Below are 25,258 nucleotides of genomic sequence, written 5' to 3' on the forward strand. Positions count from 1 at the left end.
GGGGTGGCGGTGGGGTGACCGACGGAGCGGACGTCAACCAGCGGCGAAGCGATAGATCTGACGATTTACCCCGATAGAGGGCAGTAGGCCCGATTCACAGGAAAGATCGCCGAGTTGCGTGGATGATCTTGGATGAGGTCCCCACCGCCCCGGAGGAGCCGACCGGCCCCGGGGCGCCCTTCGCCCATCCTGGAGAAACCATGCGACACCGTGTGTCACGCCTGCGCACGCGCGCCCTGGCCGTCGGGCTCGCGCTCGCGGCGTCCGCGCTGCTGCCCTCCGGCTCCGCCGGTGCGGCCGACTCGTACGAGTGGGCCGCGCTGGGCGACTCGTACACCGCCGGCGTCTTCGTCGGGGCCCCGCAGCCCGCGCTGGGCGACGCCTCGCGCGACGGATGCGACCGCACCGCGAACGCGTACCCGGACGTCGTGGACCGGGAGCTCGCCGAGTTCCCGCCGGGCCGGCCCGTTCACCTGACCAACGTCAGCTGCGGCGCCGCCGTCATCTCCGACATCGCCACGACCCGGCAGACACCGATCAGCCCGGTTCAGCCGCCCGCCGCCGGCTGGCCGTCCGTGGACCCCCAGATCAAGCGGGCCGGTCTCGACGACGGAACGGACGTCGTCACCATCGGCGTCGGCGGCAACAGCCTGCCCTTCGCCGGCATGCTGCTCAAGTGCCTCGAACAGGGCGCGTCCGGCTCGTCCTGCCGCGACCACTACACCAACCCGCCCGCGGGCGAGGAGAGCATCGCCGACAAGCTCGCCCGGGTCCAGGACGAGTACATCGAGATGCTGGCCCAGGTGCACCAGGCCGCGCCGAACGCCAAGGTCGTCACGGTCGGCTACCCGGCCGTTCTCCCCGACAACAGCGGGGACTGCAACCGCCTGGCCCTCACCGAGCTGGGGTCGATCAGCCACGCCGACATCGACTGGCTCCGCGACGACGTCCTCAAGCAGCTGAACGCCACGATTCAGCGGGTGAGCAACTTCTTCGGCGACCGCTACGTGGACGTCTACTCGTCGAGCGTGGGCCACGACGCCTGCCAGCCGGCCGACACCAAGTGGGTCGAGGGCATCTGCGGCGACGCCGAGGACTACTGGCCCGCCAAGCTCCCCGGCACCCTGCTGAACTGCGGCATCATCAACAAGCGCGCCACCCTGGTCCACCCCAACGCCGACGGCCACGCCAACACCGCGGCCCACGTCGAGCGCGCCATCCGCATCGCCCTGCTCGAACGCTGACCGCTGCGGACGTGACGGTGGCTTCTCTCCTCCCCCTTCTCGGTCCGGGGGAGGAGGGAGCCACCATCAGCGGCGAAGTACTGACGCGCCCTACGGGCCTTCGATGCCGATGACCGTGCCGAACGGGTCGCGCAGCTGGGCGATCCTGCGCCCCGGTTCGATGGTCAGCGGCCCGCGATGGTGCGCGCACCCGGCCGCCAGCAGCCGCTCGCGGACCTGGTCGAGGTCTTTCACGCCCCAGTACACAACCGGGCTGCCGCCCCGGGGATTGCGCTCGTCGTCCACCGGATGGAACCCGAGCTCGACCCCGCCGACCACCACCCAGGCGTAGACGGCCCCGGTGTCACCGATGTCCTTCTCCACGGGCACGCCGAGGAGTTCGCCCCACCAACGGGCCGACGCCTCGGGGTCGACGGCGAAGGTCATGACGGTACGGACGGCGTAGAACAACGGTTTGCCTCCTCAGTGCTCTGCGGATCGCTGGGGCCGGATGATCACTTCGCTGCCGATCGGGGTGAACCCGCCGGCCAGGAAGGCGCGGAGGGAGCGGGCGTTGCCCGGGGACACGGCGGCGAAGAGCGGTTCGCCCGCCGGAACGAGCGTCAGGGCATCCGCGAGGAGGCCGCGTCCGTGGCCCTGGCTGCCGTGGTGGGGAGCATGGAGTTCGATGCTCAGTTCCCGCCGTCCGGCGAGGCCGTCCGCCAGCGTGATCAGCCCCCGCTCGTCGCCGTAGACCTTGATGCCGGTCCTCAGGGCGCGGGCGTGCAGGACGCGCGGGTGATCGTGCGCTTCGTCCCCGAGCTCGGCCAGGCGTGGTGTTCCGCCGGTACCACGGGTCGTCAGGGTGGCGTCGATGACGCCGATCGTTCCTTCGGGGCCCGCGAGGTAGCGAAGGAAGTCGGGGGCCAGGGAGGCCCCGAAGCCGTCCGGTCCCAGGGCGTGTACGTGCGCGGCGTCCAGGGCGGTGGCGATCACCGCGTGTCCGGTGAAGGCGACGGAGGCCTCCAGCCCGCCGGGCAGCGGCGGAAGCACCGTCACACCACCGTCGCAGGGCAGGAAACGCCCCTGGGCGGCGTCGGTGAACCGCGCCAGAAGCGGGTGCGGCTCAGTCACGGGTGGCCACCCGGGCGGTGAGGAAGTCCAGCAGAGCACCGTTGAAGGACTCGGGCTGCTCGGCGCCGGGCAGGTGGCCGGCCTTCTCGATGACGGCCAGCGTCGCGTCGGGTACAAGGTCGCGGATCGCCTCGGCGTCCGCGACCGGGGTGTACACGTCGTCCGCGCCCACGACGACCAGCACCGGCTTACGGACCGCCGCCAGCGTGTCCCGGTAGTCGGGGCGTTCGGCCCGCCCGCGCAGGGCTGCAGCCGCGCCGTGGGGGACCGTGGCGCGCATCATGCCCAGGACGCGGTCGGCGACCTCCGGCATCGCGGCGACGTTGTACGCGGCGAGCATCTTGTCGATCACCTCGCTCGCGTACCTGTCCATGCCCTCGGCGAGGAGCCGGTCGGCCAGGCGGTTACGGAACTCCTTGCCCTCCTCGGTCTCGGCGGGAGCGGAGGTGCCGGACAGGACCAGGGCGCGTACCCGCTGCGGGTGACGGCGCTGGAACTCCATGGCGATCTGACCGCCCATCGAGACGCCCCCGACCACGGCCCGCTCGACACCCAGGTGGTCGAGGAGCGCGGCGAGGTCGTCGGCGAAGTCGGAGAGGAGGACCTTTCCCGGGGTGACGCTGCTGCGGCCGTAGCCACGCAGATCAGGGGTGATGACCCGGTACCCGGCCTCGGCGAGCGCCTGGCCCTGGGGCGCCCACAGCGTGCGGTTGAACGGATGACCGTGGATCAACAGGACCGGCAGCCCGCCCGAAGGCCCGAAGTCGTCGAAGTGGATCGTGGCACCGCGCAGCGCTATCGCGTTCATGCCGGGCACCTTAGCCGGGTGATCAACAGGGACGCAGAGGTGTTTCCTTCCTGCAGCGTGCCTGTTCCTGAGGCTGTGCGTCCGACCGGGAGCAGTCCGGAACCGCATCGATACGACCCACGTCTCCCACCTCATGATCTCCAACGAGCACCCAGAGCACGCGAGCGCCACCCGGCCCATCTCGTCGTCCGCGGTGACGGTGGATCCACCGAAGGTCAACGACTACGACGGCTTCGCCGAGGCATACACGGCCGAGAACGAAACCAACCTCCTCAACGCCCACTACGAGCGGCCCGCGATGCTGACCCTCGCCGGCGAGGTGTCCGGTCGTCGCATCCTCGACGCCGGCTGCGGCTCCGGCCCCTTGTCCGGGGCGCTGCGCGAGCGTGGCGCGGACGTGAGCGGCTTCGACGCGAGTACGGGAATGCTGGAGCTGGCCCGGCGGCGGCTCGGCAACAGCGCGGACCTGCGGGTGGCGGACCTGGGAGGCCCGCTCCCATACTCCGACGCCACGTTCGATGACGTGGTCGCCTCTCTGGTGCTGCACTACCTGGAGGACTGGGGCCCGGCACTGGCCGAGCTGCGCCGCGTACTCAAGCCCGGTGGACGGCTGATCGCATCCGTCGACCACCCCTTTGCCGTCAACCTCATGCACCGCCAGGCCGGCCGGGAGGCCGAGTACAACTACTTCGACACCACCAACTGGACCGAAGAGTGGACCATGGCCGGCCGCACCGCGCTGATGAGCATCTGGCACAGACCGCTGCATGCGATGACCCAGGCATTCACGGAGGCCGGCTTCCGGATCACGGTCATCAGCGAGCCGGAACCCGACCCGGCCGCCCGCGAGCTGTTCCCCGAAGCCATCGCGGCCCGGCCGCGCTTCCTGTGCTTCCTGTTCTTCGTCCTGCAGGCGGAGTAGCCGACAAGGAACCGGACGGTGGCCCCTCTCCGAAGCAGATCGGTGCCGACCCCGGTGGCCGACGGAATGCGGTGCCTGATGCGCCGGCTCGGACTGCGGTACGGGGCCGCGGACTTCGTCGTTGGGCCCGGGGACGAGTGGACCTTCCTGGAGGTCAACCCGTGCGGCCAATGGGACTGGATCCAGGGCGCGACCGGCCTACCGATCTCCGAGGCCATCGCAGACGATCTCCGAGGAGCGACCTGATGGACTGGAAGCCGTACGCCGCCTCCTTGGCTGCCGACGTGGCGTACCCGGGGTCCGACTGGTGGGAGCCGGTGCGGGAGACACCCCGGCATGTGCTGGTCGAGCGGTGGTTCGCGCCGGGAGGGGGCGGTTGGCTGGCGGTCAACGGGCCGGCGGACGAGGAGGTCTGGGCGGGCGCCACCTATGCGAACCGCACGCTGGTCACCCGGGTCGGTGCCACGCACGCGGACCGGGCCGCCCCGGAGCAGGTCGTCACCGGGCACCCCACATCGTCGTCGACCGAACCCGGACTCGTCGTCACGATGCTGAGGCACGGCCGCCTCACGCCCGGCCTCCGGCTGCTGGACCTGGCCACCGGGTCCGGGTACAGCGCGGCGCTGGCCTGCCACCGGCTGGGCGACGACCGGCTGGTGACCACGCTGGACGTCGATCCGTACCTGACGCGGGCGGCGGCCGAACGGCTCGACCGGATCGGCCGGCACCCGGTCGTCGTGACGGCCGACGGGACCGGCGAGCTGCCCGGGACCTTCGACCGCATCGTTTCCATGGTGTCGGTGCCCCGCATCCCCGCCACCTGGCTCTCGGCCCTCGCGCCCGGCGGCCGTCTCGTCACGACCGTCACGGGCACCGGGCTGATCATCACGGCCGACAAGACCGAGGACGGCGGTGCGCGCGGGCGGGTCGAGTGGGACCGGGCGGCGTTCATGGCCACGCGTACCGGCGCAACGTATCCGCCCCCGCTGAACGAACTCTTCGTCAGCACAGCCGAGGACGACGGCGAGACGAGCGTGTCGCCGTTCCCCGTGCTCGACGTCATGCAGGCGTGGGAGGTGTGGTCGATGCTGACCCTGCTCTCCCCGGGCATCGAGCACCGCAACGGCACGGGCCCCGGCGGCAGCCGTATGACGTGGATGCTCCACCCCGACGGCTCCTGGGCCCGCGCCACCAGCCGCCCCGGCGACCGCACCGCCACCGTTCACCAGGGCGGCCCGCGCCGCCTGTACGACGTGCTCGACGAGGTGCGGTGGCGGTGGATCGAGAAGGGCGAGCTGCCGGTGTACGGGGCGAGGGTCACGATCACGCCGGAGGGCAGGACGACGCTGACGCGTGGAGGGTGGGCGGCGGTGTTGTAGGCAGAGAAGCGTGGGGCTACGAAGCGATCCGTCCGGTCGGCCGCCGGTCGAGGTACGTGGCCAGATCGGGGGCCACCCAGGTGCGGCTGTCGTTCTCGTGGTGCCAGGCGAAGACGAAATTCGGCGCCGATCCGGAGGCGGCTCGGGCGCGCTGTCGCTCCAAGCGTCGGTCACATGTGACTGAGCGCTTCACTTGACGGCCATGGTGGGCAGGGGGCGCCAGTGGGCGGGGACGTCGCGCATGATCAGGGCACAGTCCAGGGTTGCGGTCCCTGGTGGGAAGCGGTCCGGGTCGTCGAAGAAGGATGACGCGGCGGAGGGAACCCGGCCGGCTTCCACGCGCCAGGCGTCGGTGTGCAGTTCCATGCCGTCCAGGTGGCGGCCGGAGCGGGTGGCCGAGTAGCCCTTGGCCCCGTCCTGGAAGAAGCGGGAGGCCTCGGCGAGATCGGCGAAGAGTTCGCTGCCTCGCAGCTCGCCGGACGGCTCGACGGTGACGTCCACCCGGGTGTCGCCGTCCCTCGTCGCGAAGGCGACACGTATCCGGCCGGGTGTCTCATGCACCTCGAAACCGGCGCGGCCGTGTTGACCGGGGAAGATACGGCCTCCGGCCCAGACGTTGAGCCGCGAGGCGGTGTCGCGACGCGGGATGTAGACGCCGGTCTCGACGCCGTCCGGTCCGTCCCATTCGACGGCGATCCGATGCGCCGCGTTCTCGCTGCGCAGCCCGAATGCCTTGGGGACCCGGAAGGGCCGGACGCTTCCCAGCCGCAGGAGGCAGATGCCTGCGACCGCGTGGCCGTGCACCAGTTGCGGGCGCAGCGGCGGGGGAAGCAGGCGTGCCGCAGTGTCCGGGGCGACTCGGTAGTTCACCAGAAGCCGTCGTTCAACGACGCTGGACAGGCGTGATTGCCTCATGATCCCTCGCTCTGCGCCCCGGGGCGCCATGTGGTGTGGCGCAGGACGATCTGCTCGGGGCAGACGGCGCTGAGAAACCGGCCGATGCTCGTGGCCAGGCGGTCCTCGGCCAGGGTGTAGAGGATCCGGTTGCCGTCCCGGCGCTCGGTGACCAGTCCGGCTCCTTTGAGCACGCCGAGATGCCGTGAAATGGACGGCGCGCTGATCGCGAACCGGCTCGCGATCTCCCCTGCCGCGAGCTCACCGCCTCTGAGGTCTTCCAGGATCTGGCGCCTCGTGGGATCAGCGAGGGCACGGAAGGCGCCCGCCTCATCCTGAGCTTCTGTCATGTTAGTTGTTTAGCACATGAGCTAAATAGCTAACAATGCTTTGGGCGGTCTGTTCCGGCATTGCCGCAGCGGTCGCTGACCCCTTCTCAAAGCGCTCCACTCGCCGGCTCCGTCGCTCACTCACCACCTGAGGCGCTCGGTCACAGCACCCACGCCGGCACCCAGGACCCCTCCGCCCCGTAATCCCCCGTCGCCGCCAGGTACGCCCGCAGCGCCCCCAGCCCCGGGTGAGGGTTGTCGCGGTGCCAGAGGAGGGAGTGGGGGTAGACCGGGGTCGGGTTCGTGACCGGGATGCGGCGGAGGTCGTGGTCCGTGGGCCAGATGAGGCGGGAGTGCTTGCCCATGAACGTGGCCAGGGACGGGGTGTCCGCGACGGTGTCGAGCAGCGCGTCGGAGCCGAAGTTGGGGCCCGTCGCCTCGATGGTGAGGCCGAAGTCCGCGACCAGGTCGTCGTAGTAGGCGCCCCACTCGGTCCCGGGGGCGATGCCGGGCATCCAGATGCGGTGGCCCACCAGGTCGGTGAGGGTCACCGAGCGGGCGTCCGCCAGGGCATGGGCGGGGCCGGTGAGGAGTTCGAGGGGTTCGTCCAGGACCCGGGCGGACTCGATGTCGTCGGGGAGGGGGCGGCCGGGCGCTCCGACCGCGCGGAACGTCGCGTCGAGTTCGCCGGATCGGAGCGCGGCGACCGCCGTGTCCATGCCGACCAGCATCATCACGTCGAGACCGGTCTCCGGGTGCGCGCCGTGGAAGCCGCGCATCGCGCTCGACTGCGCGGTGCGCGAGGCGATCACGTCGACGCGCAGCGGGCGGCTGCCGGGGCGTACGGACGCGCTCGCGCGCTCGGCGGCGCGCAGGAGTTCGCGCGCGTGGGGCAGGAACGCCCGGCCGTCGATGGTCAGCTCGGCGCCGCGCGGGGCGCGGGTGAACAGCCGGACGCCGAGGCTCTGTTCCAGCGCGGCGATCCGCTTGGAGACGGCCTGCTGGGTGACCGACAGGTCGGCGGCGGCCTTGAGGAACCCGCCCGCTTCCGTGACGGCGACGAAGGTGCGTACTGCTTGGAGGTCCACGGGAAGGGAGCCTAACCAACAACCAGTGGTTGTGTGTGTGCGGTGATTCGGTTGTTTGACCTGTGTCTCTTCCGAGCGGTTAGCTCTCCCGGTCAATTCCTGGTTGTTCGGGTGAGGTGTGGTGGGCAGGAGAGCGCTGGGCCGGCCGTTCGGCTGGTTGTGGGGTGCGTACGCGGTGAGCACATACGGGTCGGGGCTGGGGTTCGGGGCCCTGCCGCTGCTCGCCGTGCTGGTGCTGCACGCCGGGCCCGCCGAGGTGTCCGCGCTGTCCGCCGTGGGGCCGGCGGTGGGGGCGCTGATCGCGGTGCCGCTCGCGCCGTGGGTGGAGTTCCGGCGCAAGCGGCCGGTCATGATCGGGGCGGACCTGGTCCGGTTCGCGGCCATGGCGTCGATCCCGGTGGCGTATGCCTTCGGGGTGCTCGGGTTCCTCCAGCTGCTGGTGGTCTCGGCGGTGATCGCGGCGGCGAGGATCGCGTTCGGCGCGGCGAGCGGCGCGTATCTGAAGGCGCTCGTCCGGCCGGAGGACCTGCTCGTCGCCAACGCCCGGTTCGAGTCCACGAACTGGAGCTCCATCGCGGTCGGTCCGCCGCTCGGCGGCGCGGCGATCGGGCTGTTCGGACCGGTCACCACCGTGGTGGCCGACGCGCTCAGCTACCTGCTCTCCGCGCTCGGGATCACCGCGATCCGGGGCAGGGAGGAGGCGCCCGGGGCGAAGGACAGGAGCCCTCTCGGGGCGGGCGCGCTGCTCGCCGGATGGCGGCACATCCTGGGCCACCCCGTGCTGCGGGCGCTCTACCTCAACCAGGTGCTCGTCGGCGGTCTGATCATGGCCACCGAACCGCTGCTGGCCGTGCTCCTGCTGCGCCGACTCGGGTTCCCGCCCTGGCAGTACGGCCTCGCCTTCGCCGCTCCGTGCCTCGGCGGGCTCATCGGCTCGCGGCTGGCCCGCCGGGTCGTCGCCCGCTACGGACGCGACCGGGTCTTCCGGACGGTCGGCACTCTGCGCGCGGTCTGGCTGATCGGGCTCGTGTTCGTACGGCCCGGTGTCGTCGGGCTCGTCACGGTGATGGCCGTCGAGCTGGCCATCATCGTCAACATGAGCCTGTACGGGCCGGTGCTCTCCACGTACCGCCTCGAACACACCCCGAAGCACCTCGTCGCGCGTACGCTCACGGCCTGGTCGATCGGGCAGCAGGCGTCCATCGCCGTGCTGACCGCGCTCGCCGGTCTGCTCGCCGACGTCACGGGTCCGCGTACGGCGCTCGCGGTGGCGGGGGTTCTCATCCTGGGCACTCCGTTGCTGCTGCCCCGGCGGGACCGGGCACGCTGCCGGCTCCCGGTCCCGGCCGGACCTGACACGTAATCAGCCGAAGGCACCGTCCGTCACTCCCGCGGCCGCTCGGCCCTCCCCTCGCACCTGCCGCACCGACGGGGCCACCTCGAACTGGCAGAGTTTTCTCTGCAAAGACTTCTATGCAGAGGAGACTCTGCAACCTATGCTGTGGCCATGTCCGACGAACCCGAACGCACACCGAAGTCCGCCAAGCCCACCCGGCGCCTCGATGCGCGCAGCCTGCGGGGGCTGGCCCATCCGCTGCGGATGAACATCTTCGAACTGCTCAGCCTGGACGGCCCCGCCACCGCCACCGGGCTCGCCGCACGCCTCGGGGAGAACACCGGCACCATCAGCTGGCACTTGCGCCACCTCGCCGAGCACGGCTTCATCGTGGAGGAAACCGGACGCGGCACGAAACGCGAACGCTGGTGGAAGAGGGCCGACGTCTCCAACGAGCTGAACACCGCCGATTTCCGCGACGATCCCGACACCCGGGGTGCGCTGTCGGTGTATCTGCACGAACTGGTGCAGCAGTACTTCAGCCGGGTCGTGACCTACATCGGCGAGGACTGGGACGACAGCTGGCGGAACGCCGGCACCATCTCGGACCGGAGCGACCTGCGGATGACCCCGAAGCAGCTGGAAGCGCTCAACGCGGAGCTGATGGCCGTCATCGCCCGCCATACCCCTGCTCCGGACGCCGAGCCCGCCCCGGACGCGCTTCCTGTCGTCGTGCAGCTCCAGTCCTTCCCCCGAAAGAAGCGTGACTCCGCATGAGCCACGGCATACGCGGCGGCCTCCTGCGCCGCCACCGCGATTTCCGCCTGCTGTGGTGCGGCGAGACCGCCGGCAAGTTCGGCGCGTCCGTCACCGGGGTTTCGATGCCGCTGGTCGCCGTCTCCACCCTGCACGCCAGCACCTTCGAGGTCGGCCTCCTGGGCGCCGCCGCCTGGGCCCCTTGGCTGGTCATCGGCCTTCCGGTCGGTGCCTGGGTGGACCGGCTGCGTCGCAGACCGGTCATGCTGACCTCCGCCGCGGTCTCCCTCGTACTCTTCGCCGCCGTCCCGGTCACCGCGTGGGCCGGCCGGCTGAGCATCGGGCTCCTCCTGGCCGTCGCCCTGCTGACGGGCACTGCGGCGGTGTTCTTCCAGACCGCCTACACCGCCTATCTCCCCACCATTCTGGAACCCGACGACCAGCCCGAGGGCAACGCCAAACTGCACGGCAGCGCATCCGCCGCGCAGATCGCCGGGCTCGGCTCCGGCGGCCTGATCGCGCAGGTGGCAGGCGCGGTGAACGGGATGTTCGCCAACGCCGCCACGTTCCTCGTCTCGCTCCTGTGCCTCGCGGGCATCCGGCATCGCGAACCACGCGTCACCCGGACCGGCCAGGGCTCCACTTCACTGGCCGGCGAGGTCCGCGAGGGCCTGCGGCTGATCGCCGTCGACCCCTGGTTCCGTACGTTCACCCTCTTCGGAGCCGCCTCCAACCTGGCTCTCATGGGATACCAGTCGATCCAGGTGGTGTTCCTGGTCCGAAGCGTCGGCCTGACCCCGGGGACGGTCGGCGTACTCATCGCGGCGACCAGCGCCGGAGGTGTGGCCGGGGCATTCGCCGCACGCCGGACCGCCCACAGGATCGGCACGGCTCGCGCGATGCTGCTGTTCGAACTGGGAATTCCCGCACTCGGCATGCTCATCCCGCTGACCACCCGCGGGGCCGGGACCCTGCTCTTCGTGACAGGCGGCTTCAGCGTCTCCGCGGGTGTTGTCGCCGGCAACATCATCAAGGCGAGCTTCCAGCAACGCTACTGCCCGCCGGAACTCCTCGGCCGTCTCTCCGCGAGCGCGGCATTCCTCAGCTACGGAGCCATCCCCGTCGGAGCGTTGCTCGGCGGTGTGCTCGGTACCGCACTCGGCCTGCGCACCGCCATGGCCATCACGACGGCGGGGATCCCGCTCGCCGCGCTGATCCTGCTCTTCTCCCCGGTCCGGCGCACCCGCGACCTGCCGACGTCCCGCCGGACGACGAGTGGGGCCTCACTTCCGCCGGCCGCCGACGGCGAACCCGCCGTGCCTCTTCACTGATCACCGGTACCGGGGCCGGAGGGGGCATCCTCCGTACGCCGGCGCCGGTAGTGGCGGGCCGCGCGGGCGCGGTTCCCGCAGGACGGCTTGCACCACTCCTGCCTGCCATGGCTCTTGACGAAGTAGCGCACGCAGCGCGGCGCGGTGCAGGAGCGCAACCGCGTGCTCTGCGGCCCGGCCAGGAAGTCGATGGCCGCCCGTGCCAGGGCGGCGACGAGCCGGACGTACGGATCGGTCTCCGCGGACAGCAGCCGGACGGCGGGGACCCGGCCGTCGGGCCAGTCCAGCCGCGGGACGACCGGTTCCCGCGCGGCAGCGGTGTTGAGGCGGTCCAGCGCCTCGTCGGCGGGCAGCAGACGGTGGGCGTCCGCCGGGCTGGGGGGAGCGGGGCTGACCAGCCGGGCGAACAGGGCGCGGACCGCCTGGCGCAGCTCGACGATCCGGAGCCGGAGGTCCTCGTCCGCCACGAGTGCTCCGGCCGGGAGGTGACCGGTCAGCAGATCACGCTGCTCCTCGATCCAGTCCGTCGTCCCCCGGACCGTGGCGAGGTCGTCGGCGACGCCGCCGTCCCCGTCGTGGCGGATCGTGCTCGCCAGTTCCAGTGCCAGCCATCGCTCCACGAGGCATCCCCTTCCGTACAAGGTGCCGGCTCGTCGGTCCACTTGATCACATCCCCGCGGACACTCTAGGGTCTCTAACGGAAAACAGAAAACTTCCGTTAGAAGCCGGAGGGCGGCCGTGTCCGTCATGGAGGAGACCGCGGAATGACTCTGCTACTGGCCCACATCAGCGACCTGCACCTGGACGGCAGCGAGAGGGCGACCCTGCGCGCCACCCGCGTCATGGACTACGTACGAGCCCTCCCGCACCCGGTCGACGCACTGCTGGTCACCGGGGACATCGCCGACCACGGCGAGGAGGCCGAGTACGAGGAGGCGGCCCGGATCCTGACCGCCCCGTTCCCCGTGCTCACGTGTCCGGGGAACCACGACGCGCGCCCCGCCTACCGCAAGGCCCTGCTGGGCGAGGCGCCCGAACCCGGGCCCGTCGACCGGGTCCACCACATCGCCGGCACCACCGTCCTGATGTGCGACTCCACCATCCCCGGCCGCGACGAAGGGCTCCTGGACGCACGGACGCTCGGCTGGATCGACTCCACCCTCACCGCGCTGCCGCCCGACCGTCCGGCGCTGATCGCGTTCCACCAGCCGCCGGTCGCACTCCACCACCCGCTGCCCGACTCCTGCAGGCTGGAGGAGCCCGGCCGGCTGGCCGAACTGCTCGCCGCGCACCCGCAGATCGTCGCCGTCCTCACCGGCCACGCCCACACCGCCGCCGCCTCGACCTTCGCGGGGCGTCCGGTGATCGTGGCACCGGCCGTCACCTGGACCCTGCGCATGCCCTGGGAGGGCGACGAGCCGGCGGACCGCGAGCAGCCGCCCGGCCTCGCCTTCCACGTCCTGGACGACGACGGGCGCCTGACCACCCATTACCGCGTCGTGCTCTGACCTCTCCCGCCCGCACGCACCGGAGGCACCGTGGTCCGTCCGTACGCCGTCGCCGGGTTCCTGGTGGCGATCCTCCCGCTGATCGCCACCCCGGGGGCCAGCCTGGCGCTGCTGGTCCGGCACGTGACCGGCGGCGGCCGACGCCGGGCCCTCCCCGTCGTCCTCGGCACCGTCACCGGCCTCTACGTCCATGCCGCCCTCGCCGTGGCCGGGCTGTCGGCCCTGGTCATGCATTCCAGCGTCGCCTTCACCGCCATCCGGCTCACCGGCGCGGTCTACCTCGTCGGCCTGGGCGTGTGGACGTGGCGTTCGGCCCGCGCGGACGCGGCGCCCGCCCCTGCCCGTCTGCGCCTGCCGAGGGGGTCGGACTCCGTCTTCGTCCAGGCGTTGCTCGCCAATGTCCTCAACCCCAAGGCGGCGGCGGTCTACTTGACCCTGGTCCCCCAGTTCATCGCGCCCCGCCGGCCCTTCGGCGGCCAGATCCTCACGCTGGCCACCGCCCACGCACTGCTGATCGCGCTCTGGCTGACCGCCTGGACGTTCCTCATCCTGCGCGCCTCGCACGCGCTGAACCGGCCCCGCTTCCGGCGGACCGCCGCCAGGGCCACGTCAGCGGTCCTCATCGCCCTCGGAGTCCGGAGCGCCCTTACGTAGCGGACGGACCGGGAGTGCGAAGCAGCCGGTCGACCAGCCCGTCCACGTACTCCGGCGTGAGCGGGCCCATGCCGAACAGGACGCGGATGTACATCGGGGCCAGGATGTGGTCGAGGACCTCGAACGCGTCGGGTGCGTCCTCGCCACGGTCGCCGGCGCGGTCGAGCATCGACTGCAACTGCCGGGTGCGGTCGGCGCGGAGGCTCTCCCGCGCCCGTACGCCCTGCTCCCCCGTGCCCGACAGCGCGACGGCGAGGTGCAGCAGCACCGGGCCGTCGGGTCCGGTGATCTCGCGGGCCACCTGGGCCGCGTACGTACGCAGGTCGCCGGCCAGGCTTCCGGTGTCGGGCATCGGCGACCGCGCGTTCAGGCGGTGCAGCACCACGTCGCTGAGCAGGGCCTCCAGGTTGCCCCACCGGCGGTAGACGCTGCTGTCGGCCACGCCCGCGCGGGCCGCCACCTCGCCGACGGTGAAGTTGCCGTAACCACGCTCGCCGATCAATTCGGTGACGGCCTGGTGCACCTGCGCGCCGACGCGGGCGCTGCGGCCGCCGGGCCGTCGGGTCCGCTCCTTCTCGTTCATCCCACCACCTTAACGCAGTTCTCACTTGCTTTTAAGGGGCGACCCGCCTTACAGTCTCCAAACGCAGTCGTTGACTGCGTTAAAGCGTCGGGCCGTGTGTTCCGCCGGACGCGCATGTCTGTCTGATCGAGAGGAATCCCCATGGCGGCTTCACCCGCGGCCGTAGGCAGTCGTTCCCACCGGGCCGTGCTGCTCACGGTGACCTGTCTGGGCCAGTTCATGGTCCTGCTCGACAACACGATCGTCGGAGCGGCGCTGCCCGACATGCAGCACGGGCTGCACATCGAGCTCACCGGTCTGCAGTGGATCGTCGACGCGTACGTCCTGCTCGTCGCGATGCTGCTGCTGTCCGGCGGCGTCTTCGCCGACCGGTTCGGCCGCAAGCGCGTCTACCTGACCGGCGTCGCCGTGTTCACCGCCGCCTCGGCGCTGTGCGCCCTCGCGCCCTCGCTCGGCTGGCTGATCGCGGGCCGGGTGCTCCAGGGGGTCGGGGCCGCCGCGCTCAGCCCCTCCTCGCTCGCCCTGCTCGCCGCCGCATACCCCGTACCGCAGGAACGTGTGAAGGCGATCGGACTGTGGGCCGGGCTCAGCGGGATCGGTCTCGCAGCGGGCCCCGTGGCCGGCGGCGCGCTCACCGACGCGTTCGGCTGGTCCGCGATCTTCCTGGTCAACCTGCCGATCGGCGTGATCCTCCTGGTGGCCGGAGCGCGCAGTCTCGACGAGAGCCGCAACCCCGGCGCGCCCGCGATCGACGTCCCGGGGACGGTGCTGTCCGTCCTGGGGGTGGGCACGCTGACCTACGGGCTGATCGAGGGCGGTGCCCGTGGCTGGACGTCGCCGCTGATCCTGGGCAGCTTCACCGCCGGGGTGCTCCTCCTCGCGGCCTTCGTCGCCGTCGAGGCGCGCCGCCCGGCGCCGATGCTGCCGCTGCGGCTGTTCCGGGAGCGCCTGTTCACCGTGTCCAGCACCGCGATGGTCGTGGTCGGGTTCGCGCTGATGGGCTCGTCGTTCTTCTTCTCCCAGTTCTTCGTGTACGTCCAGGGCAGCTCGATCCTGCGCGCCGGACTCCAGACGCTACCGATGTCCCTCGCGATGGTGGTCGTCAGCCCGTACGCGGGCCGGCTCGCCGCCCGCTACGGCTTCCGCGTCGTGGTCACCGCAGGGCTGGGCCTCGCCGGACTGGGGCTGCTGGCGCTCGGCACGGTGCACGCCGACACCGGTTACGGGAACGTGTGGTGGCGGCTGGCGGTCGTCGGCACCGGTTTCGCCCTGACCATGTCCCCGCTGACGGGAGCCGCCATCCAGTCGGTCAGCCCGCAGGAGGGCGGTCTCGCCTCGGGCATCAGCAGCACCACCCGGCAGATCGGCGCCGTGCTCGGAGTGGCGGTGCTCGGGGCCGTCGTCCGTACCCGGGAGTCCGGCGGCGCCTCCTTCGAGGCCGGTCTCGACAGCGCGTTCGTCGCGGCCGGCGCCGTCACCCTGGCCACCGCCGTTTTCACCGGCCTGTGGCTGGCGAGGTCCCGGACGGCAGAAACCACCCCGGCCCCGGAGGCGGCCACCGCCCCGGCACCGTCGGCCCTTGATCTCAACCGGAGTTGAGGTTGAAGGATGACCGGCATGACCACCGAATCCCCGGCGCACACCGCCGACATCGAGGCAATCCGTCAGGCCGTCGCCACCGTCGAGCAGGCCCAGCAGCGCAAGGACCCCGACGCGTTCCTCGCCCTCTTCCGGCCCGACGCGGTCTGGACGACGGGCCACGGCAAGGTACTCATCGGCCTCGACGCGATCTCCGAGTTCACCCGGACCGTGCTCCCCGCCTCCGACTTCGACGGCAAGGTCACCTACGAGGTGGCGCACGTCCTCTTCATCCGCCCGGACGTCGCGGCGGTCAAGGTGCGCCAGCGCTATGAGACCCCGGACGGCGAGAGCGAGGGCGCCCCGCTGTACGTGATGAGCCGGGCGGACGACGGGCGGTGGCTGCTGACGGCCTGCCAGAACACGCCGGTCGTGGCGGGCTGACCGGGCGCCGGAACACCCCTCGGCGGGCTGACCGCCTCGGCGCCGGTCAGCCCGCCAGGTCCTTCTCGAGGAGCGTGAACGACTTGGGCGTACCGCCCGGCTGCGGTTTGCCCTCCTTGTGGCCGGCCACCCGGTACCCGGCGCCGAGGTAGTACGCGGTCAGGGGCGCGTTGCCCGCCAGGCAGTCCAGGCGCACCAGGGTCCGGCCCGCCTCTGCCACCCGGCGCTCGGCGGCACGCAGGAGCCGGCGCCCCGTGCCGGACGGGACGCGGGCGCGGTCCACCATCAGCCGGTGGACGTAGCCGGCCGGGACCGGCTGCGGGCCCCAGGCGTCCTCGTCCTGCCACCACAGCTCCCAGGCCCCGACCGCCCGGCCGCCGGACTCCGCGAGCCACACCTCCCCGGTCTCCATGATCCGGCGGAAGTGATCCTCGCCCAGCTCACCGGGCTGCCACTGGCCGGCGACGCCTTGGGCGAGCAGCCGCCGGGCCGCGTCGTCGCGCAGCCGTACGAGGGAGGCGAGGTCGGCGTCACGGGCGAGCCGGAAGCGCAGGTCTTCGGGGCGCGGGTTCAGGTCGTTCACCGCGCGATCTTCGCACGCGTGTACGACGTCGGGTGCGGGGAGGCGGGGGCCTCCGCGCACCCGGTTCACGTCAGGCCGCGCCCTCCCGCGGCCTCGGCGCGATGACGGAGAACGCGCCGCCCTGGGGGTCGGCCAGGACCGCCATGCGGCCGGCGACCATGTTGAAGGCGGGGGCCAGGACCGTGGCACCGGCGCGGACGGCGGCGGCCTGGATGTCGTCCACGCTGTCCACGTTGAAGTACGGCTGCCAGTGCGGTGTGACGCCGGGCGGCATCTGGCTCATGTCCATCATTCCGCCCACCGCCCGCCCGGCGACCTGGAACTCGACGTAGCCCTCGGCGCCCTCCATCTCGGAGCGCGCCGTCGTCACCGGCAGGACGGCGGAGTAGAACGCGGACGCCGCCGCCAGGTCGGGCGTGACCAGTTCGCTCCAGATCAGCGCGCCGTGCTCGTTGACGATGGCCGCACCGCCGAAGGTGCCGGGCTGCCAGAGGCCGAAGACCGCGCCCGCCGGGTCGGCGATCACGCCCATCCGGCCGAGGTCCATGACGTCCATCGGGGGCACGACCGCCCGGCCGCCCGCGTCGGTGACGCAGGCGACGGTGACGTCGATGTCGTCCGTCGAGAGGTACGTGGTCCACGCCGTCGGCGGCATGGGGTCCGGCACCGTACCGTCCGGGTTCATCGCCTTCATGATCCCGGCGACCGCCTTGCCCTTCAGCGTGCAGACGGTGTAGCCGCCCTGCTCGGGCGGGCCCACCTCGCCCTGCCAGCCGAAGAGGTCGCAGTAGAAGTCGATGGCGGCCTGCTGGTCGGGGACCATCAGGTCGATCCAGCAGGGGGTGCCGGGCTGATAGGGACTGGTCACTTCGGGCACGGATGCCTCCGGAGGCGCTCGGGGACGGACGGGCCGTCCTTACCCGGGGGGCGCGCGAGCGGAATCGACCCGTACGGGTGATGCGTGCCTTTCAGTACCAGGGCCGCGCATCCGCCGTGGGCAGCGGGCGCAGGTCCGGCCAGCGTTCGAGCAGGCGGGTGGCCAGGCCGGAGCAGAGACGGCCGAGGGCGTGCAGGTGGTCGTGGTCGCGGGTCAGGCCGGCGACCACGTCAAGGCGGTGGGCGAGGCGTTCGCGGGCGGAGACGTAGCCCCACTCGAAGTCCTCGACGGGCACCCGGGCGAGCTGGTCCGCCGTGCCCCGGTGGGCGCGCTCGACGAGGGCGTCGCCCTGGATCAGCCAGGCCGCGCACGCGTCGGCGAGGTCGCCCGGGACGTCCGTGCCGGTGAGGTCGCGCCAGGTGGTGCGGTAGACGGCCTCGACCTCGGTGAGCGGGGCCGCGGTGACCGAGAGGGCGCACCAGCAGGTGGGGAAGCCGATGCGGAAGTAGGCGAGTTCCATCAGGCCGTTGCCGAGCGCGGCCCGTTCGAAGTCGACGAAGCGGACGCCGTCTACGGTGCGCAGGTCGTTGCCGGGGCAGGGGTCGCCGTGCAGCAGCGCGTGATGGCCGGTGGGGTCGAGGCGTTGGAGGAGGCCGGCGAGTTCGTCCGGCACCGCAGCCGGTACGGGCACGTCGAGCGCGGCGGCCAGGGCGAGGAAGGACTCCGCGTCGGCGGCCGTGGGCCCCGTCCAGACCGGCAGCGCGCCGGCGTCGTCGGGCCCGGTCAGGGCGTGCAGCCGGGCGAGCGACTCGGCGTACCCCGGCATCCAGTCGTCGGTCCTGCCGAGGTCGTCCACGTACTCAAGGACCAGCACCCGCGCGGCCGGGTCCGTGGCGAGCACGGCGGGGGCCACGGAACCGCGGCCCGCGAGCCGTAGCCCGGCGAGCTCCCGCGCGAAGCGGGCGTCCGCGTCGGCACCGGTGTCCCCGTCGTCGGTGATCTGCTTGACGATCACCGCCGGCCCGTCGGCCGTCGGCACACGCCACACCCGTGACCGCGGGCTGCTGTCCAGGACTTCGGCCTGCCCGGGGACGACGCCGCCCACGGCGGAGAGCAGCGATTCTGTGAACGGGAGTGATGTCGGCATGGGGAGGAGCGTACGGGCGGGCCGTGCGGAAGCCCTCACCCTTTACGCCGGTGGGACAGGGCCGGCCCTCAGGAGCCGTACAGGTAGAACAGCTCCGGATCGCCCTCGTCGAGGCCGTGGAGCAGACCTGCCGGGCTCCAGCCGGCCCGCTGGAGGAGCCGTTGCATCGGCTGGTTGGACACGTTGGCCGAGGTGAACAGCTTCGGGGTGGTGCACGAGGCGGCCACGGCGTCAAGCAGCAGGTGCCCGATGCCCCGGCCGCGCGCCTCCGGGGCGACCATCAGCAGGGTGACGAAGCCCTGTTCGAAGAACGTGTACTCCAGCACGCAGTACCCGAGCGGCCCGGTCGCGCCCTGCGCCACGTACGCCAGCCCCTGCTCGCACCACTTCACGATGCTCGCGCGCCGCCCGGTGTCTCCCCCGGCCGCGACCGGGTCGATTTCCGCGAGGGCACCCGCCTCCGAGGGGAGCGCCCGGCGCACCACGATGCCGCTGTGTTCCTCCGTATCCCTGTCCATGCGCTGATGCTGTCATCCTGGAGGGGGCGGCAGTGGCCGGCCGCGGTGACACCTGGGGCGGCGAGCGCCTCGCGTACGGCCGCGAACGCCGGTTCGTGCGCAGACTTGTCCTGACCGAGGACCGCGTCGATCAGTGACAGGACAGTGGAATCATGGCAACTGAACCCCAGGCGGAGCTTCACCCCGGCTACAGCAGCGCCGGTGCCACGGCGACTCCGTGGGCCGAGGTGGTGGCCGTCCTCGAACAGGCCGAGATGTTCTGGATCTCGACGGTCCGCCCCGACGGCCGGCCGCATGTGTCGCCGCTGCCGGCGATGTGGCTCGATGGCGCGCTGCACTTCTCCACGGGCCTGGAGGAGCAGAAGGGCCGCAACCTCACCCGCAACCCGAACTGCGTTCTGACGACCGGCAACAACGCGTACGGGCAGGGGCTCGACATCGTCGTCGAGGGCCCTGCGGTACGCGTCACCGGCCTCCCGACGCTGGAACGCCTCGCCGAGCTGTGGATGGCGAAGATCCGGTGGCCGTACGACGCCGTCGAGGACGGTTTCCGGCACCGGCCTGAAGGGCCCCAGCCGGAGACCTCCGGCGTGCCCGGCGAAGTGGTCCCGGTGTTCGCCGTCCGGCCGCCGAAAATCCTGGCGTTCGGCCGCGGGAACGAGTTCAGCCAAACCCGCTTCCGGCCCTGAGACGGGCGGTCGGACGGCGGCCCGTTCCAACTACGCGGCGAGCCCGTGCTGCGCGGCCGGGAGCGGGCAATCCGTGACGCGCCGACGGTCCGCGAGCTATGGGCGCTCTCCGGGCGGCTCACCGGGTGCGTTACGCGATGCCCACGCATCCGCACTCACCCGAACGGGCGTAGACGCACGTTCGACACCTGTGACACAGGCCGTTTGGCGACGGGCCGTCATATGCCACGGCTGATACGGAACCCATGGCTAGGATCTTTGTCCAGACAGCAGAACGACCCCCGATGCTTGGCGGCAGGGGGTCGTTCTTCAATCCGATGCCCCGAGACTATCCGTTCCGGCGCCTTGTGGCGAGCCGACAGGTCGCGCGAGGGGCGGAACGGGAGTGCTCGCATGCCCAGAACTCACGACGACCGGTCCACGGATCGTCGTTCGCGTCGGCCGATCGCGTCCCCTGAGGCAGAGAAGGACGAGTACGCCTTCGACCCGGGCGCAGCGATCATTCACCACGAAGAGCCCGGAAGCTTCTCCATGACCCCGCTCTGGGTCATCGTGCGCTGCCGGAAAGAGGTTTGGCTCTACGACTTCCTGCGTGCGCGGTACGGAGGGCTGCACACCGCCTTCCCCGGCATCCGGAAGGTCGCCGACGAGATGGGCGTCTCGCGCAGGACCGTGGAGGTCACGCTGGCCAGGCTCAAGGCGGCAGGCGCGGTGGAGGTCATCAATCGGTACCGGGAGGACGGCGGCCAGACCTCCAATGAGTACCGCACGTACTTCACGCCTCCGGAGGAACGCGGAACATCCCGGAACTGAGACGTCCCCGGCAGGAGGGCCCCCGGCGCACTGGCGCCGGGGGCCCTCCTGCTGCGCGGTCTGACCCAGCGTTCGCGGTTCCTGATGCCCGCAGGGGGTGCGCAAGATCATGCGCACCCCTCTGCGCGCGCAAGTGCGCACCCCCTGCGCCATTTTGTGCGCACCCTCTGCGCATCGGGCGGCGCGCCCCGTGCGCAGAAGCCTGCGCACTAAATAGATAGAAGCTAAGTAGATAGAAGAGAGCCAAAGAGACGTGAAATAAAGAGAAAATCGTGTTTCACGCTCATCGACTGCCGGGGGCTAACGCCGCCCCCGGCCACCCCGCGCCAGCGCCTTGGATGCGCTGGACCATCCCCAGGTCAACGATCTGCGCTTCGCGCACCACTCCAGGCCCTGAGGGCCTTCCGTTGATCATTGCCCCTTGAGACAAGAAGCCGATCGCCGTCGTGGCTCGGAACCCACCTGCGGTAGTAACAGCAACCGCAGGACGCGCGCGCGAGGCCGAACCGGCCCGCTCCGCCGGGTCTCAGTGCGCGATCGCCAGGCTGAACGGGGCGAAGCCGTAGCGCTGGATGATCGGGCCCAGCATCACGTAGCTGGATTCCAGGGCGCGGGCCGCCGTCAGGGGGCCCAGGTCCAGGAGCCAGTCGTTGTGCCAGCCCACGTCGTGCAGGAGGGCGGAGACGGCGGCCTTGGCGGTCGGGTCGTCGCCGGCGAGGAAGGCGGTGGGCGGGGTCGGGAGGACGGACGGGTCCGTCATGACGCGCTGGTCCATCGTGTTGAGGGTCTTGACCACGCGGGTGTCCGGCAGGGCGCGCTGGATCTCCTCGGCCACGCTGGTGTTCGGGTCCAGGGGGCCCGTGGGGAAGCCGTCCGGGCCGCGTACCGCCGCGTTGGAGACATCGGCCAGGACCCGGCCGCGCAGGGCGGCTGCGAGGCCGCCCAGGAACTGCGCGGCCACCTCGCCCGGGGTCGCGTTGAAGACGACGTCCGCCGCCCCGGCGGCGTCCGCGTGGGCGACCACGCGGACGCCGGTGCCGCTCAGGGCCTCCTGCGGGCGGTCCGGGTGGCCCGAGCCGACCAGCACGGTGTGGCCGGCGCGGGCGAAACCGGTGGCGAGGGTGATGCCGACGATGCCGGTGCCGAGGACGGCGACCGTGCTCATGCGCGGGCCTTCCCTGCCGGGACGTACGAGGCGCGGGCCTGCTCGTAGGTGGGCAGCAGGCCCTGCGCGACGGCCTCCGAGAGGGTGGGGGCCGCCGCGTCCTTCTCGGATCTGATGAGGGGTTCCGTGGTGTTCCACGGGATGCCCAGCGCGGGGTCGAGCGCCTGGATGTCGACCATCGTGCCGGGCACGTACTCCTCGGTGCACAGGTAGTTCATGCACGTGTCGTCGGTGAGCGCCAGGAAGGCGTGGCCCAGGCCGTCGGCGAGGTAGACGCCGATGCCCGAGCCCGCCTCCTGGAGCGTCGTGTCGAACATGCCGAACGTCGGCGAGCCGACCCGCAGGTCGACCACGACGTCCAGCGCGGCGCCGCGCACGCACGTCACGAGCTTCGCCTGCCCCGGGGGCAGGGTCGTGCCGTGGATGCCGCGCAGCGTGTTCCGCTTGGAGACCGAGTAGTTGACCTGCCCCACCGAGAACGTCTGGCCCGTGGCGTCGGTCAGCTCGCTGAGCCGCCACGCCTCGAAGAAGAGGCCACGGTTGTCCGACAGCTGCGACGGCGTGATGCGGAAGGCGTCGCGGACCTTCATCTCCTCGATAGCCATGCTTGCTTCCTCGGTACCTCTCGGGAGGGGGCAGGGGGTCGGCCGCTTCGGTCAGCGGGACTGCGTCGCCGGTTCCGGGGCCGGGGCCGGCTCCGGGGTGGCGGCGACGGGCGCCGCCTTCGCCGCCACCGCGGTCTGCGCCGCACGGCGGCCGGGGGCGATGAGCATCGAGAACGTGGCCAGGGCGACGGCCGCCGCGCCGACCCACATCGCCGGCACCAGGCCGTCGACGAAGTTCTGCGGGGAGGCGTAACCGCCGTTGGCGCTGAAGATGGACGCCAGCAGGGCGACACCGAGCGCGGCGCCGACCTCACGGGTGGCCGCGGTGACACCCGAGGCGATGCCCTGCTCGTGCTCGGCCACCGAACCCATGGTCAGGTTCATCAGCGGGGCGTAGAACATGGCCATGCCCGCGCCGCAGATCATCAGGGACGGCAGCTGGGCGACATAACTGACGCCGGGATCCAGGACGAACGCCCACCAGACCATGCCCGCCGTCATCAGGGCGAGGCCGAGGGTGACCACCGGTTTGCCGCCGATACGGTCGGAGACCATGCCCGCGACGGGCGCCACGACCATCGGCATCGCGGTCCAGGCGAGCAGCCGTACGCCGGCCTCCATCGCCGTGTAGCCCTGGATGTTCTGCAGGAACTGGGTCATCAGGAAGATCGCGCCGAACATGCCGACCGACATCAGCGTGCCGGCCAGGTTGATCGCGGTGAAGGCCCTGATGCGGAACAGGCGCATCGGGACCATGGGGTGCTCGGTGTGGTTCTCCCACACCACGAACCCGGCCATGACCACCGCGCCGCCGATCAGCGCGGACAGGGTGAACGTGGACGTCCAGCCCTTCTCGTGGCCCTTGATCAGGCCGAGGACGATGCCGAACAGGCCGACGCTCGCCAGGATCGTGCCGATCGCGTCGAGCCGGGAGTTCGCGATCCGGCTCTCCTTGAGCTTGGCCCAGGACAGCGGGGCCAGGGCCAGGCCGATGGGCACGTTGAGCCAGAAGATCCACTGCCAGGAGATGTGCTCGACGATCGCGCCGCCGACGAGCGGGCCGGCCGCGATCGACAGGCCGTTGACCGCGCCCCAGATGCCGAGCGCGGCACCGCGCTTCTCGGCGGGGACGGCGGCCGTCAGCAGCGTCACGGACAGCGGCATGATGATGGCCGCGCCGGCGCCCTGGACGGCGCGGGCGGCGATCAGCTCGTTGACGCCCGGGGCGAGCGCGGCGGCCGCGGAGGCGCCGGTGAAGAGCAGCAGGCCGAGCGAGAAGACCTTGCGCCGGCCGAAGCGGTCGCCGAGCGCGGCGCCGAACATCATGAGGACGGCGAAGGACAGCGTGTACGCGTTGACCGTCCACTCGAGGTCACTGAGGCTGCCGCCCAGCTTCTCGCTGATGGTGGGCAGCGCGGTGATGATGACCAGGTTGTCCAGGCCCGCCATGAAGGAAGCGACACTGGTCGTGAGGATGGCCCAGAAGACCACCCCCTGCTTCCCTGTGGCCGGAGTTGGGGGGTTAGCGGTGCTCATCCGAGCATCCTTTCTGAGTGCGGTCACGGGCCGACTCGGCCGAGGCTATGGACGGCCGCTCAACGCACGCTCGAATCCCGCCGGACCCCTGGTGGAGCCCGCTCCCGCCCGTACGCGCGCCCGCACAGCACCGCGGGGCCCGGCGTCCTTGCCGGGCCCCGCGGTCGCCGGGCGTGCGCAGCCGTCAGCCGAGCTGGCGCTTGAAGGTGTCGATGTCGAAGTAGAGCGTCTCGTCGATCAGCACGTCGCCGTCGAAGTGGAAGAAGACCGCCACGGGCGCGTCGATCGACTTGCCCTTGTTGGGTATGTCGCGCCAGTCGGCTTCCTGCTTGCCGCGCGCCTGGGCCTCCAGGATCACCGCGGTCGGCGTGTGGTGCACGTGGTGCAGCTCGTGCTCCAGGTTCGGGAACGCCTCCTGCATGCCGTCGAAGTAGCCCTTGCGGATGGCGTCCTCGCCGACGAACGGGCTCTCCTCGAACGCCTGGACGCGGTAGACCGCGCCACGCGGGAAGGTGGCCATCACACCCGGGATGTCCCAGACCGTCTCCGCGATGGTGTGGGCGGCCACGACCGCCTCGCGCCGGGCACGCAGGTCGGCGTCGGGCGCCGGGAGATCCGCGCCGGGGAGAGTGAATCCGTGCTCTTCGCTGGCCATGTCCGATTCCTCCACGCGTAGCCGTGTCCGTTGCCGCAGACGCTAGGGAGCACACCTCGCTTACCCCTCGCGCGCGACTGGAGAAATCGGCCACCGGCCGGAATCAGACGGACTGGTGTGCCCCCTGACGGTCGGCCAGGTGGTCCTCAGGGTGCTGCTCCGGGCGGTACGAGGAGCGGTATCCGCAGGCCAGCGATACGGGGGCGAGCGCCGCGCACAGGGCCATGTCGACCAGGAACGGACGCCCGGTCACCACCCGGTACTCGTCGCGGAAGCCCAGGGCCAGCAGCGGCATCTGGAGGCGGGGAGTGCCGTCGGGGCGCAGCCGGCCCTCGTTGGTCAGGCCCCACAGCGTCTCGAAGACGGTCTCGGTGCGGTAGGCGGGGGTGGTGCGCCAGACGATCCGGGTGTGCTCGGGGCCCGGGTTCCACAGCGAGTGGACGGCCCCCGGCGGGATGTGGAACTCGTCGCCGGCCTCGTACTCCTGGAGTTCGCCGTCGAGCAGCAGGTTCAGCCGGCCGCTCTGCACCTGCATCCGTTCGGTCTGCTTGGGGTGGTAGTGGGCGGGCGGCTTGATGACGGCCGGTGCGTAGTCCACCGCCACCTCGACGTACGCGCCGCCCGACTGGGCCGCGGTGGTCAGGAAGGTGAGCCGGTCGTCGCCGAGGCGCAGTACGTCTCCCGGGCTGGCCATGGAGATCTC

At 71.4% G+C, this 25,258-nt stretch carries 30 protein-coding genes; 12 read left to right on the plus strand and 18 right to left on the minus strand.

Features of this window, described 5'->3' with window-relative positions:
- The first annotated feature begins 200 nt into the window (after window positions 1-200).
- The gene (locus EAO73_RS25100; RefSeq protein ID WP_147973840.1) at window positions 201-1,244 is read left to right on the plus strand and encodes an SGNH/GDSL hydrolase family protein; all 1,044 of its coding nucleotides are present in this window, start codon (window positions 201-203) and stop codon (window positions 1,242-1,244) included.
- Between the two features lie 90 nt (window positions 1,245-1,334).
- On the opposite strand, the gene EAO73_RS25105 is transcribed toward EAO73_RS25100, so the two are convergent.
- Genes EAO73_RS25105 through EAO73_RS25115 form a run of 3 tightly spaced genes read right to left on the minus strand, consistent with a single transcriptional unit; the run spans window position 1,335 to window position 3,165 of the window.
- Complete coding sequence (locus EAO73_RS25105; protein WP_147973841.1) at window positions 1,335-1,694, minus strand: VOC family protein; 360 nt, start codon at window positions 1,692-1,694, stop codon at window positions 1,335-1,337.
- Window positions 1,695-1,706: 12 nt separating this feature from the next.
- On the minus strand, window positions 1,707-2,357 hold the full coding sequence (locus EAO73_RS25110; protein ID WP_147973842.1) for a hypothetical protein: 651 nt from the start codon (window positions 2,355-2,357) through the stop codon (window positions 1,707-1,709).
- Complete coding sequence (locus EAO73_RS25115) at window positions 2,350-3,165, minus strand: alpha/beta fold hydrolase (RefSeq protein WP_147973843.1); 816 nt, start codon at window positions 3,163-3,165, stop codon at window positions 2,350-2,352. Before EAO73_RS25115 ends, EAO73_RS25110 begins: the two co-directional genes overlap by 8 nt.
- A 133-nt stretch (window positions 3,166-3,298) precedes the next feature.
- Between EAO73_RS25115 and EAO73_RS25120 the strand changes: the two genes are divergently transcribed.
- Both EAO73_RS25120 and EAO73_RS25130 read left to right on the plus strand, forming a co-directional pair.
- Window positions 3,299-4,087, plus strand: a complete 789-nt coding sequence (locus EAO73_RS25120; RefSeq protein WP_147973844.1) for a class I SAM-dependent methyltransferase — start codon at window positions 3,299-3,301, stop codon at window positions 4,085-4,087.
- 245 nt (window positions 4,088-4,332) lie between these two features.
- Window positions 4,333-5,466 carry a protein-L-isoaspartate(D-aspartate) O-methyltransferase gene (locus tag EAO73_RS25130; protein ID WP_147973845.1) on the plus strand — a complete coding sequence of 378 codons (1,134 nt, stop codon included), beginning with the start codon at window positions 4,333-4,335 and terminating at the stop codon, window positions 5,464-5,466.
- Window positions 5,467-5,482: 16 nt separating this feature from the next.
- Here the strand turns inward: EAO73_RS25130 and EAO73_RS25135 are convergent, their stop codons facing one another.
- The 4 genes from EAO73_RS25135 to EAO73_RS25150 form a co-directional block, all read right to left on the minus strand.
- Entirely contained in the window at window positions 5,483-5,629 is a 147-nt protein-coding gene (locus EAO73_RS25135; RefSeq protein ID WP_191134212.1) for a hypothetical protein, read from the minus strand.
- Between the two features lie 26 nt (window positions 5,630-5,655).
- The gene (locus EAO73_RS25140) at window positions 5,656-6,381 is read right to left on the minus strand and encodes a DUF2071 domain-containing protein (RefSeq protein ID WP_191134213.1); all 726 of its coding nucleotides are present in this window, start codon (window positions 6,379-6,381) and stop codon (window positions 5,656-5,658) included.
- Entirely contained in the window at window positions 6,378-6,710 is a 333-nt protein-coding gene (locus tag EAO73_RS25145) for a metalloregulator ArsR/SmtB family transcription factor (RefSeq protein ID WP_147973847.1), read from the minus strand. The genes EAO73_RS25140 and EAO73_RS25145 overlap by 4 nt, the downstream gene beginning before the upstream one ends.
- 140 nt (window positions 6,711-6,850) lie before the next feature.
- Window positions 6,851-7,777: a LysR family transcriptional regulator gene (locus EAO73_RS25150; RefSeq protein ID WP_147973848.1), complete on the minus strand. Its 927-nt coding sequence runs from the start codon at window positions 7,775-7,777 to the stop codon at window positions 6,851-6,853.
- A gap of 118 nt (window positions 7,778-7,895) precedes the next feature.
- Between EAO73_RS25150 and EAO73_RS25155 the strand changes: the two genes are divergently transcribed.
- The 3 genes from EAO73_RS25155 to EAO73_RS25165 all read left to right on the plus strand — a co-directional run bounded on the left by EAO73_RS25155 (window position 7,896) and on the right by EAO73_RS25165 (window position 11,200).
- Entirely contained in the window at window positions 7,896-9,140 is a 1,245-nt protein-coding gene (locus EAO73_RS25155; RefSeq protein ID WP_191134214.1) for an MFS transporter, read from the plus strand.
- Window positions 9,141-9,284: 144 nt separating this feature from the next.
- Window positions 9,285-9,890: a winged helix-turn-helix domain-containing protein gene (locus EAO73_RS25160; protein WP_147973850.1), complete on the plus strand. Its 606-nt coding sequence runs from the start codon at window positions 9,285-9,287 to the stop codon at window positions 9,888-9,890.
- Window positions 9,887-11,200, plus strand: coding sequence for an MFS transporter (locus EAO73_RS25165; RefSeq protein WP_147973851.1), 1,314 nt, complete (start codon window positions 9,887-9,889; stop codon window positions 11,198-11,200). Before EAO73_RS25160 ends, EAO73_RS25165 begins: the two co-directional genes overlap by 4 nt.
- Here EAO73_RS25165 and EAO73_RS25170 read toward each other — a convergent pair.
- Window positions 11,194-11,820, minus strand: a complete 627-nt coding sequence (locus tag EAO73_RS25170; protein ID WP_147973852.1) for a CGNR zinc finger domain-containing protein — start codon at window positions 11,818-11,820, stop codon at window positions 11,194-11,196. The two genes, EAO73_RS25165 and EAO73_RS25170, sit on opposite strands and share 7 nt — an antisense overlap.
- A 144-nt stretch (window positions 11,821-11,964) precedes the next feature.
- Here EAO73_RS25170 and EAO73_RS25175 point away from each other — a divergent pair, with 144 nt between their 5' ends.
- Window positions 11,965-12,708, plus strand: coding sequence for a metallophosphoesterase (locus EAO73_RS25175; protein WP_147973853.1), 744 nt, complete (start codon window positions 11,965-11,967; stop codon window positions 12,706-12,708).
- Between the two features lie 30 nt (window positions 12,709-12,738).
- Entirely contained in the window at window positions 12,739-13,362 is a 624-nt protein-coding gene (locus EAO73_RS25180; RefSeq protein ID WP_147973854.1) for a LysE family translocator, read from the plus strand.
- On the opposite strand, the gene EAO73_RS25185 is transcribed toward EAO73_RS25180, so the two are convergent.
- Window positions 13,355-13,945: a TetR/AcrR family transcriptional regulator gene (locus EAO73_RS25185; protein ID WP_147973855.1), complete on the minus strand. Its 591-nt coding sequence runs from the start codon at window positions 13,943-13,945 to the stop codon at window positions 13,355-13,357. The genes EAO73_RS25180 and EAO73_RS25185 overlap by 8 nt on opposite strands.
- Before the next feature lie 141 nt (window positions 13,946-14,086).
- On the opposite strand from EAO73_RS25185, the gene EAO73_RS25190 reads away from it, so the two are divergent.
- On the plus strand, window positions 14,087-15,544 hold the full coding sequence (locus tag EAO73_RS25190; RefSeq protein ID WP_147973856.1) for a DHA2 family efflux MFS transporter permease subunit: 1,458 nt from the start codon (window positions 14,087-14,089) through the stop codon (window positions 15,542-15,544).
- 18 nt (window positions 15,545-15,562) lie between these two features.
- Window positions 15,563-15,967: an SgcJ/EcaC family oxidoreductase gene (locus tag EAO73_RS25195; RefSeq protein WP_147973857.1), complete on the plus strand. Its 405-nt coding sequence runs from the start codon at window positions 15,563-15,565 to the stop codon at window positions 15,965-15,967.
- 46 nt (window positions 15,968-16,013) lie between these two features.
- Here EAO73_RS25195 and EAO73_RS25200 read toward each other — a convergent pair whose 3' ends face one another.
- The 4 genes from EAO73_RS25200 to EAO73_RS25215 form a co-directional block, all read right to left on the minus strand.
- Window positions 16,014-16,550, minus strand: coding sequence for a GNAT family N-acetyltransferase (locus EAO73_RS25200; RefSeq protein WP_147973858.1), 537 nt, complete (start codon window positions 16,548-16,550; stop codon window positions 16,014-16,016).
- A 70-nt stretch (window positions 16,551-16,620) separates the two neighbouring features.
- Window positions 16,621-17,418, minus strand: coding sequence for a VOC family protein (locus EAO73_RS25205; RefSeq protein ID WP_147973897.1), 798 nt, complete (start codon window positions 17,416-17,418; stop codon window positions 16,621-16,623).
- A gap of 100 nt (window positions 17,419-17,518) precedes the next feature.
- On the minus strand, window positions 17,519-18,574 hold the full coding sequence (locus EAO73_RS25210) for a phosphotransferase (RefSeq protein ID WP_147973859.1): 1,056 nt from the start codon (window positions 18,572-18,574) through the stop codon (window positions 17,519-17,521).
- A 68-nt stretch (window positions 18,575-18,642) separates the two neighbouring features.
- Entirely contained in the window at window positions 18,643-19,092 is a 450-nt protein-coding gene (locus EAO73_RS25215; protein WP_147973860.1) for a GNAT family N-acetyltransferase, read from the minus strand.
- Window positions 19,093-19,244: 152 nt separating this feature from the next.
- Between EAO73_RS25215 and EAO73_RS25220 the strand changes: the two genes are divergently transcribed.
- Both EAO73_RS25220 and EAO73_RS36085 read left to right on the plus strand, forming a co-directional pair.
- The gene (locus EAO73_RS25220; RefSeq protein ID WP_147973861.1) at window positions 19,245-19,781 is read left to right on the plus strand and encodes a pyridoxamine 5'-phosphate oxidase family protein; all 537 of its coding nucleotides are present in this window, start codon (window positions 19,245-19,247) and stop codon (window positions 19,779-19,781) included.
- Between the two features lie 393 nt (window positions 19,782-20,174).
- Window positions 20,175-20,594: a GntR family transcriptional regulator gene (locus EAO73_RS36085; protein ID WP_224756437.1), complete on the plus strand. Its 420-nt coding sequence runs from the start codon at window positions 20,175-20,177 to the stop codon at window positions 20,592-20,594.
- 526 nt (window positions 20,595-21,120) lie between these two features.
- On the opposite strand, the gene EAO73_RS25235 is transcribed toward EAO73_RS36085, so the two are convergent.
- The 5 genes from EAO73_RS25235 to EAO73_RS25255 form a co-directional block, all read right to left on the minus strand.
- Entirely contained in the window at window positions 21,121-21,759 is a 639-nt protein-coding gene (locus EAO73_RS25235; RefSeq protein WP_147973863.1) for an NADPH-dependent F420 reductase, read from the minus strand.
- The gene (locus EAO73_RS25240) at window positions 21,756-22,364 is read right to left on the minus strand and encodes a dTDP-4-dehydrorhamnose 3,5-epimerase family protein (protein WP_093711008.1); all 609 of its coding nucleotides are present in this window, start codon (window positions 22,362-22,364) and stop codon (window positions 21,756-21,758) included. The genes EAO73_RS25235 and EAO73_RS25240 overlap by 4 nt, the downstream gene beginning before the upstream one ends.
- Window positions 22,365-22,415: 51 nt before the next feature.
- The gene (locus EAO73_RS25245) at window positions 22,416-23,900 is read right to left on the minus strand and encodes a DHA2 family efflux MFS transporter permease subunit (protein WP_147973864.1); all 1,485 of its coding nucleotides are present in this window, start codon (window positions 23,898-23,900) and stop codon (window positions 22,416-22,418) included.
- Between the two features lie 184 nt (window positions 23,901-24,084).
- Complete coding sequence (locus tag EAO73_RS25250) at window positions 24,085-24,555, minus strand: nuclear transport factor 2 family protein (RefSeq protein WP_018521795.1); 471 nt, start codon at window positions 24,553-24,555, stop codon at window positions 24,085-24,087.
- A 103-nt stretch (window positions 24,556-24,658) separates the two neighbouring features.
- Window positions 24,659-25,249: a cupin domain-containing protein gene (locus EAO73_RS25255; RefSeq protein WP_147973865.1), complete on the minus strand. Its 591-nt coding sequence runs from the start codon at window positions 25,247-25,249 to the stop codon at window positions 24,659-24,661.
- Window positions 25,250-25,258 lie beyond the last annotated feature (9 nt).

Origin of the sequence: Streptomyces sp. col6, assembly GCF_008042035.1 — a bacterium.
Taxonomy (GTDB): domain Bacteria; phylum Actinomycetota; class Actinomycetes; order Streptomycetales; family Streptomycetaceae; genus Streptomyces.